Below are 12,900 nucleotides of genomic sequence, written 5' to 3'. Positions count from 1 at the left end.
GGAAGAGGAACGTATGGCGAAGAAACTGCTGATGGGTAACGAGGCGTTCGCGTGGGCGGCGCTGGAAGCGGGTGTGCGCGTGGTGGCAGGATACCCGGGTACGCCGTCGTCTGAACTCATCGAAACGGTGGCGAAGCTGCATGACGCAGGTGTGGCGCATGGCGTGCACGTAGAGTGGTCCACCAACGAGAAAGCGGCGCTGGAACTTGTTGCGGGCGCAGCGTACTGCGGTGCTCGTGTGCTGTTCACCTGCAAGCAGGTGGGGCTCAACGTAGCGAGCGATGCGCTGATGTCGCTGAATTACGTGGGCGTGCGCGGTGGAACAGTGCTGTTTGTGGCGGATGATCCTGGTCCTATTTCGTCGCAGACCGAGCAAGACACGCGTCGCTTTGCCTCATTCGCGAAGGTGCCGGTGCTCGATCCTTCCACACCCGAAGAAGGCGCTGCTATGATGCGTGCGGCGTTTGAGCTGTCGGAGCGCTACGGCACGCCGGTGATTGTGCGCCCCACCACGCGTATCTGCCATGCATCCACGTTCTTCGACGTACCGGCGGAAACCCAAGCACTTGACGTGCCTGAAGGAGGTTTTGAGAAAGACCCGCGCTGGGTCATTTTCCCGCGACGCAGTTTCGAAGCGCATGGTGAAATCAATCAGCGTATGCGCGACATAGCGCGCGACTTCAGCGAAGATCTGTCGTTTGTGCAGTTCAACCCTGTGACAGAAGACGGCAACACGTCCGAACGTCCACGGTTTGGCGTGGTTGCGGGCGGTGTGTCTGCTGCATATGCACGCGAAGCGCTTTCGCTGTTGGATCGTCTTGCCAGAGAAATGGGTGAGACGTTGCCGGCGTATCGTTTCATGCAAGTAGGCACGCCCTACCCGTTCCCTACAGATGCTGCTGCGCGCTTCGCTGAAGGACTCAGCGAAATAATTGTGTTCGAAGAGCTCGATTATGTGCTTGAAGACGAGCTGCTAAAGCTTGCAGGCACGCGTCATTTGTCGGTTGAGGTACGTGGCAAACTCACGGGCGATGCGAGCGACCGCGGCGAGAATTCCACCGAGGACATTATCATGCGATTGGCGCACTTCTTCGACAAAGAGGATTGCTTTTTCGAGTCGCTGGTCAAGAAGTTTACCTACAAATCTGCCCTTACCCGCTATCCCGACGCGCTGCCCGTGCGCCCACCAGTGCTCTGTGCGGGATGCCCACATCGCGGCAGCTTCTACGCGGTGAAGCGTGCGCTTGGCAAGCGCGATGCGGTACTGTGCGGTGACATTGGTTGTTACACGCTGGGCAATGCCAAGCCACTCGACGCGGTGGACACGTGTTTGTGCATGGGTGCGGGCATTACTATGGCGCAAGGCTTCGCTGTGGCAGAGCCGCATAAGAAGCATGTGGCGTTTGTGGGTGACTCTACCTTCTTCGCGAGCGGTCTAACCGGCATTGTGAATGCAGTGTATAACGGGCACGACATCACGGTTACGGTGCTGGATAACGCAACCACTGCCATGACCGGCTCGCAGCCGCACCCTGGCACGGGCGTCACGCTCATGGGCCACAAGCGCAAGCCGGTAAGCATCGAAGGCGTGCTGCGTGCCATAGGTGTGGAATGCATCACATTCGCCGATCCGTTAAATCTTGCGGAAGCGGAAGCGGCGGCGCGCGAGGCGATCGATTTCGAAGGGCCGTCCGCCATCATCTTCCGTTCGCCGTGCATTCAGCTGAAAAAGCCCGATCCGGCGGTACACATTAATACAGAAGCGTGCACGGGCTGCAAAAAGTGCATTACCGAGATCGGTTGTCCCGCCATTGGCTTTGACTTTGATGCGACAGGCGCACGAAGCAAAGATCGAGGTCAGGCGCTTGTGAACGAAACGCTGTGCGACGGTTGCGGGTTGTGCGTGCAAGTGTGCCCGTTCGATGCGATTGCGCCAGCAGAAGGAGGAACCCGATGATCAACATACTGTTGACAGGTGTGGGCGGCCAGGGCACGGTGCTAGCGGCAAAAGTGTTGGCTCAGGCGGCGCAGAGCAAGGGCTGGCATGTGCGCACGGCGGAAACCATCGGCATGGCACAACGAGGCGGCAGCGTGGTGTCGCACGTACGCATGGGAAACGATGGCGAAATGGTGCACGCGCCGCTGATCTTTCCGGGAACCGCTGATCTGATTATCGCGTTCGAACCGGGAGAGGCGGCACGCGTGCTGCCGTATCTGGCAACCGACGGTTTGCTGGTGACCGCCGTCACTGCCATTCAGCCGGTGACCGCTGCGTTGTCGAAGGAACCGTATCGGGCAAATGATGTGCTTGTCGGTATTGATCGTGCAATGATCGCCGATCAAGCGCTCTCGATTGTTCATGAAGCGGAGTTTATTCATGAAATCGGCAGTAGCAAAGTGCTCAACATGGTGCTTTTGGCTTGCGCCATTACGGAAGGTCGCGTGCCTATTACCATTGACGAGCTGAAAAGCGCCATCTCTTTGTGCGTGAAACCGAAATTTGTGGACATGAACTTACGCGCAGTAGACACCGTTGTGGAGAAACACACCACAGAGTGCCCGTGGTTTATCGTGAAAAGCCGCTTGCAACAGCAGTACTTTAGCCTACAATAGTGCACATGGATTCTTGTTCGAACATCTCTCTTTTTATAGCCGCGCGCACCGCGTTGGCTGGTCGATGGCTTTAGCTTCAAGTTCGGGCGAACCCGCTGGCGTTGCTGGCGGGTCGTGGGCTTGAAGCGTCGTATTTCGAAACTCCGTGCGCAACGTTGCGCGGCATCGTAACCCTGCGCATTGTCGCAATTCTGCAAAACAGCGCATCTTCGTGCAGCATAGATCGAGAAAGAGGTTCCCATGCAGTTAACCACCGAGCAGTTTGCCCTGCTAAAGAAGCAATTTGCCACCTTAAAAGAGCGAAGTGCTTTCTACGCGAAGAAATTCGAAGGCATCGATCTTACCGACATCCAATCGCAAGAGGATTTCGAGCGCCTGCCCTTCTCCGAAAAAGACGATCTGCGCGCCGCGTATCCACTGGGACTTCAAGCGGTGCCAGACGAAGATGTAGTTCGCATTCACAGTTCATCGGGCACCACGGGTACGCCGGTTATCATTCCCTACACCCAAAAAGACGTGGACGATTGGGCCATTCAGTTCGCGCGGTGCTACGAAATGGCAGGCATCACTAATCGCGACCGCATCCAAATTACGCCGGGTTACGGTCTGTGGACGGCAGGCATCGGTTTCCAACTGGGCGCCGAGCGTCTGGGAGCTATGGCTATTCCCATGGGGCCCGGTAACACCGAAAAGCAGCTGAAGATGATGCAAGACTTGGGTTCGACCGTTATCGGTGCCACCAGCTCGTATGCATTGCTGCTGGCCGAGGAAATTCAGGCACGCGGTTTGCGCGACAAGCTGAAGCTGCGCAAGGGCGTTATCGGATCGGAGCGCTGGGGCGAGAAGATGCGCAACCGCATCCAAAACGAGCTGGGCATTCAGATTTACGACATTTATGGCCTGACGGAAATCTATGGTCCGGGCATCGGCATCAGTTGCGACGAGCATGCTGGCATGCACATCTGGAGCGATTATGTGTACATCGAGGTAGTCGACCCGGCAACGGGTGCGCCGCTTCCCGATGGGGAAGAAGGCGAGCTGGTGCTCACTACGCTGCAGAAGGAAGGCGCGCCGCTCATCCGCTATCGTACGCACGACTTAACGCGCATCATTCCCGGTGACTGCGCGTGCGGCAGCAAGCATCCGCGCATCGCAACGCTTACGGGACGCACCGATGACATGTTCAAGGTGAAGGGGTGCAACATGTTCCCGGCTCAGGTGGAAGAGGTCATTCAGGTAACGAATGGTGCGAGCTCTGAGTATCAGGTGATGATCGAAAACATCAGCGGCAAGGATGTTCTTACGGTGCTGTTCGAAACGCCGCTTGAAGGTGACGAAAAGACACGCTGCGAGGAAGAGCTGGCTATGATCTTCAAGGCGAAGTTGGGCTGCACGCCCGACGCCAAGGGCGTGCCTATGGGCGAGTTGCCTCGTTCCGAGAAAAAGACCAAACGCATTTTCGACAGCCGCTATTAACGCAGGTGTTGGTCGCTGAATTTGGACGACGTCACTGGTAACGCCGGTCTCAGTGGTGTCGAGCCCTGACAGTGGTATTGGTCTGAGTACTGAAGAAACCCCTTCCGAAAAAGAGCTTTCGGAAGGGGTTTCTTGCGGTGTGTTTGGCAAGCGCGGGACTGGTGGAATTAATCAGTGTTTTCTTAAACGTCATGGTAGCACGGTTTGGTGCGGCGGGTACAGCTCAGACACAGCGTGGCTTTGGACTCTTGAACTCGGTACGGCACAGCAGGCAGACACGGCAGACACAGCTCGAACGCAGCAAAAAAGCCTTTGCGCAATCGCTTTGCTGTGATAAAGTGGTGCGCATGGCATTCGCTTGGAAACATACCGCATCCGCATGGGCAACCGCACGAATCGCACGAATCGCGCACGGCGCGTCTTCGATTGCGCGTGCCGCCGCGTGCCTGCAAGGTGATGTTGCGTGCGCCATTATGTCGCAGCATGTCGCTCAGAAGTGTTCCCTCGACACCGCCAATGCGGTGATGAGCCAGCACGTCGCCCAGAAGTGTACGAGCGACGACGTGGCGTGCGCCATCATGTCGCAGCATGTAGCTCAGAAGTCCGTTGAGAACGCTTGCGCCGTGATGAGTCAGCACGAGGCTCAGCAATCCGTGCGTGCGCGCGTGAATTCCCCAAATTTGATCTACCGATATTGTTAGCACACGGGTTTTGCCGGTGCTATTTTTTTTGCCCTGCAAAGGCCGTGTGCGCCTCCGATGCGTAACTGAGTTCTTGTAAGGAAAGGAAAAAACGACATGATTGCAAAGATATGCATGGTGCTCATTTTCGTGGGCGTTGCAGTTGGCGTGGGTATTTACTGTCGCCAATCGACCACTAATGTTGATGGGTTCGTTTTGGGAGGGCGCAACGTTGGCCCGTGGATGAGCGCGTTTGCCTACGGCACGAGCTACTTCAGCGCCGTGGTGTTTATTGGTTATGCCGGTCAGTTTGGGTGGAAGTACGGCATCGCCGCCACGTGGGCAGGCATTGGCAACGCCATTTTAGGTAGCTTGCTTGCTTGGTGGGTGCTTGGCCCGCGTACGCGCGAGATGACGCACCGCCTGGGGGCAACCACCATGCCGGAGTTTTTCGGTAAGCGCTATGACAGTAAGGGTTTGCGCATTGCCGCGGCGGCTATCATCTTCGTGTTCCTGATTCCATACACCGCCAGCGTCTACAATGGCCTGTCGCGTCTGTTCGGTATGGCGTTTGGCTTGCCGTATGAATGGTGCGTTATCGGCATGGCGCTGATCACCTGCGTGTATGTGGTGGTTGGCGGCTACATGGCAACGGTTATGAACGACTTTCTGCAAGGTATTGTTATGTTGCTGGGCATCAGCGGTGTTATTGCGGTGGTTATCGGCGACAACGGCGGCTTCATGGGCGCACTTACCACGCTCTCGCAAATTCCCGCCGAGGGAACCGAAATGCAAGGCGCGTTCATTAGCATGTTCGGGCCAGATCCGCTGAACTTGCTGGGCGTGGTTATCCTTACGTCGCTGGGTACGTGGGGCTTGCCGCAGATGGTGCAGAAGTTCTACGCTATTAAAAGCGGCCCTGCGGTAAAACAAGGCGCTATTATTTCCACGTTGTTCGCGTTTGTGGTTGCGGGTGGTTCGTACTTCTTAGGTGGCTTTGGTCGTTTGTATGGCAGCCAGGTTGAAATGGGGCCCAACGGAGCGCCGGTGTATGACTCCATTGTTCCTACCATGCTGTCGACGCTGCCCGACTTACTGATCGGCCTGGTTATCGTGCTGGTACTGTCGGCTTCGATGTCAACATTGAGTTCGCTGGTGCTCACCAGTTCATCTACGCTCACGCTCGACCTCATTCAGGGCAACATTGTGAAAGGCATGGAAGAGAAGAAGAAAATTCGCTACATGCGTGTGCTGCTGCTGGTGTTTGTTGCCGTGTCGGCTGCTATCGCGCTAGTGCAATATCATTCGTCGATCACCTTTATCGCCCAGCTCATGGGTATTTCTTGGGGCGCGCTGGCCGGCGCGTTCTTGGGGCCCTTCTTGTGGGGTTTGTACTCCGGCAAGGTGTCGAAGGCAGCTGTGTGGGTGAGTTTCATTGTGGGCGTTAGCCTGACCACGGGCAACATGCTACTCGGTTTCATGGGTACGCCGCTTATCGCAAGTCCTATCAACTGTGGTGCAATTGCCATGGTGTTGTCGCTTATCATTGTGCCGGTGGTGAGCCTGTTCACGAAGAGCGTGCCGTTCGACGTGAACCCGCCGTCGGTTGAGGGCGCGATCGACCGCGAGTATGCCAAAGAACTCGAGAGCGAGCACGAGGCTGATGCAGCGCAGGAAGGTGCTACGGCGTAACAAGGTAACGACATAACGACAAACAGTTCGCGCCGCAATTGCGTGCGTGAACTCACGTGGCAACAACGCGTGTGTTCGGGAAACGCATGACAAGATGGCTTGAATCAGCGTTTCCTCAAGAGGGGGCAGAACTTCGGCTTTGCTCCCTCTTTTGCGGGGTGAGAAATGCCGGTAGGAAGATCACCGAGTTGTTACGGAGTTTTACATTGCGTGTGATTGCATGCATGGTACGCTTCACGTGAAACAGACTCGCGTATCGTGCGGGTGCGTAAGTGCCGGGTTACGTTGTTGAAGGAGGCGCATGTGGAATACCTTGTTTCGTTTCTCGAAGGCATCATTACGTTCGTATCGCCGTGCATTCTGCCCATGATCCCCATTTACTTGGCGTATTTCGCCGGCGATGCTGGTACGGGCATTGCAACGGCCGGTGCGGATGGCGAGGTTGCCACAAGTGGTGACGCGTCCGCAAACGGTTTTGCCGAAGCGAGCACCACAACCGAATCGGCCGGGCTGCTTTCGAAAACGCTGGTGAATGCGCTCGGGTTCGTACTTGGTTTCACCATCGTGTTCGTGATACTCGGCGCCTTTGCAGGTACGGTCGGCGCGTTTCTTACAACGTACCAAACAGCGTTCAATATCGTGTGTGGCCTGATTGTTGTCGTGTTCGGACTAAACTTCATGGGCGTGTTGAACATTGGGTTGCTGAATAAAACCATCAAGGCGGATTCATCGGTGCGTCCGGTGGGTTTTTTCTCGTCGGCGTTGTTTGGGTTAGTGTTCGCTGCCGGCTGGACGCCGTGCGTGGGTGCATTTTTAGGTTCGGCCCTGCTGTTGGCCGCTCAGCAAGGTTCTATGCTCGTTGGCATTACCATGCTCGTGTGCTATTCGCTGGGGTTGGGTATTCCCTTTGTGCTCAGCGCGGTGCTGGTCAAGCAGCTGGAATCAGCGTTCAACGTTATCAAACGGCATTATCGCGTTGTTAACCTGGTGTGCGGCGGGCTGTTGGTGGTGGTTGGCGTCCTTATGGCAACAGGGCTTATGGGGAGGGCGCTCTCGCTATTGAGCTTTTAGGAGGCTTTATGCAGAACGGAAAGAAAACTCTGATCATCATTGCGGTCGCATTGGTTGCGGTGGTGGCTGTTGCAGCGGTTGCATACGGTGCGTTAGCTGGATCGAAGGATGCATCGCTGACTTCTGGTGCGGAAAGTGCGCAGGGCGCCGGGCAGTCGGAGGGAACGGAAAACGGGCAAGATGGGGCAGCGGATGCGAAAGATAACGAGCCGATTGAGGCTCCCGATTTTACCGTGGAAGACCAAAATGGTCAGCAAGTGTCGCTGTCGTCGTTTGAGGGCAAGCCGGTGGTTATCAACTTCTGGACTAGCTGGTGCACGTACTGCAAGGAAGAAATGCCCATGATGCAGTCCATGTGGGAAACGTACGGCGATCGGGTGCAGTTCATGATGATTAACGCCACCGATGAATCGCGCGAGACGCGTGAAGCTGCCGATGCCTACATCGCCGACGGTGGATTTACCATGCCGTTTTATTTCGACACCGACGGTCAGGCGTTGTCGGCATACGCAGTGCGAGGTTTTCCCACAACGGTTGTCGTGAGCCCCGAAGGTAACGTTATCGGCTACGTTTCCGGCGTTGTCGAAGAAGAGGCGCTCGCCACCGCGCTCGATAACTTGCTGTAGATGCGGAGCGAATGACAATAGGGTCAGGTCATTCTGTCACATGCAAGCCGTACAATCTAGTCTCCCGCCACCCTGCTTGCGGCTTTCTGACGCGCTCATTACATTGCGTGATGGAGCGACTTGCCGTGCTTGTTGGAAAGATCCCTGTTTTCGTAGATTATCAGGTTGGAAAAATCCCAACGGACGATAGAATGGTTGGAAAGATCCCTGTTTTCGTAGATTATCAGGTTGGAAAAATCCTACAGAAGGAAAGCCTATGTCTCTCAAGAGGAAGATCACGCGGCAGCTGGAAGAGTGGAAGAGCTCGCGCGCGAGCCGTGCGTTGCTGGTGACAGGCGCAAGGCAGGTGGGGAAGTCCTACATTGTTGACGAATTTGCTTCCCGCAACTACGAGCATTACGTGCGCTTCGATCTCATCGAGCAGCCCGATCTCCTTTCTGCCATGGAAGGGTGCCGCAACGCCGACGAGTTGTTCATGGTTCTGTCCGCGTTCGGTGGTTCCCGGTTCATCGCTGGCGATACGTGCGTGTTTATAGATGAAGTGCAGGAGTGCAAGGAGGCGATCACCTACATAAAGTACCTCGTCCAAAGGGAAGGTTACGACTTCATTCTGTCGGGATCCCTTCTTGGCATTGAGCTGCAGGATATAAGATCCCAGCCCGTTGGCTACCTGCGGACGATAGAGATGTTCCCGCTCGATTTCGAGGAATTCTGCTGGGCGCTGGACGTAGGTGACGAAGCCCTCTCCTATGTAAGGGGCTGCTTCGAGTCGTCAACTTCGGTTATCGGGCCCATCCACGAACGCCTGCTTTCGCTGTTTCACCAGTATCTGTTGGTGGGCGGTATGCCGGCGGCAGTTGACGAGTTCGCGCGATCCGGCAACGTGGCCGAGGTCAAGCGCATCCAAAACGATATCGTTATCCTGTATCGTGCGGATATTTCGAAGTATGCCGAAACAAGCAAACTTGTCGTCAAAGACGTGTACGACCAGCTGCCCGCCCAGCTTGATTCGCAGTCGAAGCGTTTCAGCTTCGCAAGCTTGGCACCCAAAGGAACGTACGAGCGGTACAGCGAGGAGTTCGTTTGGTTGGCGGATGCGGGTGTGGCGTTGCCTGTCATCAACGTCACCGAGCCGAGGCATCCACTCAAGATGTCCGAGCAAAGGAGCTTCTTCAAGCTGTTCGCCAACGACGTGGGGCTGCTGTGCGCAATGAGCGAGGTGGACGTGGCGAAGAGCATTCTCAGCGACGAGCTGGGGGTGAACTACGGTTCCATATACGAGAACGCTGTTGCCCAAGAGCTGAAGTGCCATGGGTATAAACTGCGGTTCTTCCGCAATAAGAGCATAGGCGAACTCGATTTCGTGATAGAGACAGGGAACGGACAGGTTCTTCCCATAGAGGTAAAGAGCGGGAAGAGCTACAAGCGGCATAGCGCCTTGACCAAGGTGCTGTCCTCCCAGAACTACCGAATCGAAAAAGCCGTGGTGCTGTGCGAAGGCAACGTCTCGTTGGCGGAAAAGATACTCTATCTGCCCGTCTATATGGTGATGTATCTTTAATCAGTGCTTCCTTAAGTCGAAAGCGGTGGTCTGCGTGCGCAGATCCATTCTGGGTGGATGGTAAATCCGTGCGCATGTGACAGAATGACCTGACCCTATTGTCACTATTGTCACAACCAGGGAAGGGCTACGTCACCAAGGAGGAAGTCTTCGATCGAGACTGCGCCTGCAGTACTGCCGCCGACTACGATGCGCGTTGCTTCGGGGCATGTACGCAGGAACGCTGCCATGCCGCCCTGGGATTTCGTTCGACCGCTCTTCACTTCGATCGCTGCAAGTTTGTTTTCGCCTTCAAGTACAAAATCAACTTCACTGTTGCCCTCGCGCCACCAATGCACGTTAAAGCCAAGGTCGGATCCTAAAGCGAGCAAGTGAGCTCCTATGGCGCTTTCCACAAGGTGGCCGCGCAGTTCAGGATCGCTGAGCAACAACTCCTTAGCGCGTCCGGACGCCGCAGTCATAAGCGCCGTGTTGTAGACCATGAACCGTGGTGAAGACTTTTTGCGCTTGATTGCCTTCGGGTCGTATTTCTCCAGGCCGCACAAGACACCCGCTTTGTCGAGCAGGGTGAGGTAATGCGCCAGCGTTGTTGTGTTTCCAGCATCCTGAAGCTGTCCGAGCATCTTGGTGTAAGAGAGTTCCTGAGCAGAGAAGCGTGCACCCAGTTCAAAGAGTGCCCGCATGAGTGCTGGTTTACGCACATCCTCCTGCTCTAGCACGTCGTTTGATATAGTCGGCTCGATAATCGAGTCGCGCATGTAGGCGCGCCAGCGTCTCTCGTCGCCGGCCAGTCGTGCGGCGCCTGGGAAGCCCCCGAAGAACAGAAAATCGTCGAGTGTGAAGCCGAACGCCTCCCGGCATTCTGCCAGGCTCCAATGGGTGGATCGTAGCACCTCAAAGCGTCCTTTAAGCGAGTCTTCCAAACCTTTGCGTAGAAGCAGGCTCGACGAGCCGGACAGAACGACCTTCAGGGGTCGCTGCTCGCGTCGGTCGGCATCCCAGAGCCCCTTCACTACGTTAGGCCAGCCGGCCACCTTCTGTACCTCGTCGAGTACGAGGATTGTTGGCTTTTCCGAGTTGCGCTGCAGATTGCGTGCCTGTTGCCACTCCGTACGTAACCAATCTATGTTGGGAGCGAATATGTCATCAGCGCTTGCCGAAAGGAATGGCTTTTCGACCTGGTCAAGCGCTTGAGCGATTGCGGTTGATTTGCCGGTTTGGCGGGGGCCTGCCACTACCTGCAAGAGGGGATTGTCGTCCTCTTGCATTCTTGCTGCGATGGTTGCAACGATCTTGCGCTGGAACATTGTGGTTCGTCTCCTTTAGCTTCGAACGCTATTGAGTAAATTTACTCAATATACTGCGTAAAATCAAGAGACACTTTTGAACGATTCGATGCTCATTCGACACACTATCCGGCATTCTTCCAATTCAGAAAAAAATGAACAATTTAGGAAGTTATTGCGGAAAATTTCCGATAAATCTTCCGAAGTTAGTCAAACTCGAAAATAAGGGACGGAAGGGACATTGGGGTCAGGGCATTTTGTCACTTTTCTTGAAGATGCGTTCTGAGAGTATCAAGCATCGCGAGAGACACCAAGTTTTCGGAATGAATGAGAACGGGTCACCCTTTTCAGCAAAAAAACACTGTCTTGCAGCTTATAATGACTGGTGTTTGAGTCGCCGGAAGGGGTTTAATAATGGCGTTTTGCTCGCAATGCGGAACATCTCTAAATGAGAATGCTGTCTTTTGCTATAAGTGCGGAGTGAGGATAAAGGTGCAAGACGTTTTAACTCCACCGAATTCAGCGCAGACAATAGGTAATAGTGAAAGCGTACGCAGGGAAGAGTTTTATGGAACTGTGTATAAATGCCCAAATTGCGGTGGAAGGATAGACTCCTATCAAACACACTGTGATCTATGTGGGTATGAAGTAAGAGGTGTTTCCAAAAGCACCGTTAGTGAACTCGCTGCTCAGCTTGATCGTATAGAGAGTCTTAGGCCTCGGAAAAAGAAGGGGCGAAGGCTTGGCACGCAGCTCGAAGAGACTGATTTGCGGAAAATCAATCTCATTCGAAGCTTTGGGATTCCTAATACAAAAGAAGCGCTGTTAGATTTCGCAGTTCTTGCGGCTTCGAATATCGATTATGCGGACTATGCCAAATATGGAGAGAGTAGCATTTCGGAAGCGTGGGTATCGTCACTGAGACAGTCTTATGAAAAATCAAGAATAATTGGAGAAGGTAGCACTGAGAACGCTGCCATAAAACGACTTGTAGAGGAATCGGAAAAGAAAATAAGGAAAGAAAAACGGAAGTCCTGGTTGAGCATCCTAGCAACAATGGGAGTCGTTTGCGGAATTCTGGCAGTAATTTTGATTATCGATGGTGTTGCAAGAGTGGTTCAAGGCGAACAGTATGACATCAATATGGCAGAAAACCATCTAGAAAGAGTTCTTTATGAAATCGAGGACGATATGGTGAATGGAGAGTATGAAGCTGCTCGCAATAAGGCATATACACTAACTTTCGACAAAGAGCTTTCCCAGGAAAAGGCTGAGTATTGGGAACAGAAACAGAAGTTAGTGCTAGAACAGATAGATAGAGCGGAACGGCGTGACGCATAAAGCTTTGAGTAGTGAGCTGCTTTGTTATTGATTGATTATACGAGAGAAAGAAAGATGCTTTTGGTTGGTAACAATGAGATCTATCTGGTGGTATAGCGAAAAATGAGTCGGATTTCCCAATTCAAAGCTTGCTGAGAGCACAGAAGCTAATGCAAATCAAAAAGGGATATTTCAGACGTCTATTGCTATTGCTTTGGAAGCACTGTGGTCACCTTCTGCTGGTGTGTTACAGATAATCTATTGCATTGCATATGGTTAGTATTATTAAGGAGTTTAATCTGTCCTGAGTGTGGGGCGTCGCAAAACGGTCAGATAATGCCGTCTAGCTATACATCCATTACAGCAAGCACAGTCAATTGTTCCTACTGGAAACATCGAGGGAGAAATGCTTATGAAGGAGTAATTCAGTAAGGATCAATCAATGGCTTTAGCGCCATGTGAGAAACCCACAGGCTATGCCTGTGGTGCGGTAGACGGTTAAACCGTACCGCTGACATGAGAATCAGAAAAAGGCTTTCCTGTCCTATGATGGGCCTGCGATGGTCCAGATCGCA

At 54.0% G+C, this 12,900-nt stretch carries 10 protein-coding genes; 9 read left to right on the top strand and 1 reads right to left on the bottom strand.

All coding sequences use genetic code 11. The annotated features are described in order from the left end of the window. Positions 1-13: 13 nt before the first annotated feature. From iorA to G7Y44_RS07315, 8 genes are all read left to right on the top strand, one after another. Positions 14-1,957, top strand: coding sequence for an indolepyruvate ferredoxin oxidoreductase subunit alpha (gene iorA, locus G7Y44_RS07350; RefSeq protein ID WP_165248717.1), 1,944 nt, complete (start codon positions 14-16; stop codon positions 1,955-1,957). Beyond that, a complete protein-coding gene (locus tag G7Y44_RS07345; RefSeq protein ID WP_165042996.1) occupies positions 1,954-2,613 on the top strand; it encodes an indolepyruvate oxidoreductase subunit beta in 660 nt (219 codons plus the stop codon). The genes iorA and G7Y44_RS07345 overlap by 4 nt, the downstream gene beginning before the upstream one ends. A 240-nt stretch (positions 2,614-2,853) precedes the next feature. Then, the gene (locus G7Y44_RS07340; protein ID WP_165248714.1) at positions 2,854-4,089 is read left to right on the top strand and encodes a phenylacetate--CoA ligase family protein; all 1,236 of its coding nucleotides are present in this window, start codon (positions 2,854-2,856) and stop codon (positions 4,087-4,089) included. A 347-nt stretch (positions 4,090-4,436) separates the two neighbouring features. Then, on the top strand, positions 4,437-4,790 hold the full coding sequence (locus tag G7Y44_RS07335; protein WP_165248712.1) for a hypothetical protein: 354 nt from the start codon (positions 4,437-4,439) through the stop codon (positions 4,788-4,790). A gap of 96 nt (positions 4,791-4,886) precedes the next feature. Further along, positions 4,887-6,461, top strand: a complete 1,575-nt coding sequence (locus tag G7Y44_RS07330) for a sodium:solute symporter family protein (RefSeq protein WP_165248710.1) — start codon at positions 4,887-4,889, stop codon at positions 6,459-6,461. Positions 6,462-6,764: 303 nt separating this feature from the next. Further along, complete coding sequence (locus G7Y44_RS07325; protein WP_165248708.1) at positions 6,765-7,532, top strand: cytochrome c biogenesis CcdA family protein; 768 nt, start codon at positions 6,765-6,767, stop codon at positions 7,530-7,532. A gap of 8 nt (positions 7,533-7,540) precedes the next feature. Beyond that, positions 7,541-8,158: a TlpA family protein disulfide reductase gene (locus G7Y44_RS07320; protein ID WP_165043006.1), complete on the top strand. Its 618-nt coding sequence runs from the start codon at positions 7,541-7,543 to the stop codon at positions 8,156-8,158. Between the two features lie 256 nt (positions 8,159-8,414). Next, entirely contained in the window at positions 8,415-9,719 is a 1,305-nt protein-coding gene (locus tag G7Y44_RS07315) for an ATP-binding protein (protein WP_165248706.1), read from the top strand. Between the two features lie 110 nt (positions 9,720-9,829). On the opposite strand, the gene G7Y44_RS07310 is transcribed toward G7Y44_RS07315, so the two are convergent. Beyond that, a complete protein-coding gene (locus tag G7Y44_RS07310; RefSeq protein WP_165248704.1) occupies positions 9,830-11,026 on the bottom strand; it encodes an ATP-binding protein in 1,197 nt (398 codons plus the stop codon). Positions 11,027-11,419: 393 nt separating this feature from the next. On the opposite strand from G7Y44_RS07310, the gene G7Y44_RS07305 reads away from it, so the two are divergent. After that, the gene (locus G7Y44_RS07305) at positions 11,420-12,346 is read left to right on the top strand and encodes a zinc ribbon domain-containing protein (protein WP_165248702.1); all 927 of its coding nucleotides are present in this window, start codon (positions 11,420-11,422) and stop codon (positions 12,344-12,346) included. Positions 12,347-12,900 lie beyond the last annotated feature (554 nt).

Source organism: Adlercreutzia sp. ZJ141 (assembly GCF_011038965.1).
Taxonomy (GTDB): Bacteria; Actinomycetota; Coriobacteriia; order Coriobacteriales; family Eggerthellaceae; genus ZJ141.
The sequence above is the reverse complement of the archived record's forward strand: the minus strand, read 5'-3'. Positions and strand labels throughout refer to the sequence as shown.

Bases quoted from the DNA above. Each gene is read 5' to 3' on its own strand.
- G7Y44_RS07310 (WP_165248704.1), bottom strand. From the start codon at position 11,026: ATGTTCCAGCGCAAGATCGTTGCAACCATCGCAGCAAGAATGCAAGAG.
- G7Y44_RS07335 (WP_165248712.1), top strand. From the start codon at position 4,437: ATGGCATTCGCTTGGAAACATACCGCATCCGCATGGGCAACCGCACGA.
- G7Y44_RS07345 (WP_165042996.1), top strand. From the start codon at position 1,954: ATGATCAACATACTGTTGACAGGTGTGGGCGGCCAGGGCACGGTGCTA.
- G7Y44_RS07340 (WP_165248714.1), top strand. From the start codon at position 2,854: ATGCAGTTAACCACCGAGCAGTTTGCCCTGCTAAAGAAGCAATTTGCC.
- iorA (WP_165248717.1), top strand. From the start codon at position 14: ATGGCGAAGAAACTGCTGATGGGTAACGAGGCGTTCGCGTGGGCGGCG.
- G7Y44_RS07320 (WP_165043006.1), top strand. From the start codon at position 7,541: ATGCAGAACGGAAAGAAAACTCTGATCATCATTGCGGTCGCATTGGTT.
- G7Y44_RS07305 (WP_165248702.1), top strand. From the start codon at position 11,420: ATGGCGTTTTGCTCGCAATGCGGAACATCTCTAAATGAGAATGCTGTC.
- G7Y44_RS07330 (WP_165248710.1), top strand. From the start codon at position 4,887: ATGATTGCAAAGATATGCATGGTGCTCATTTTCGTGGGCGTTGCAGTT.
- G7Y44_RS07315 (WP_165248706.1), top strand. From the start codon at position 8,415: ATGTCTCTCAAGAGGAAGATCACGCGGCAGCTGGAAGAGTGGAAGAGC.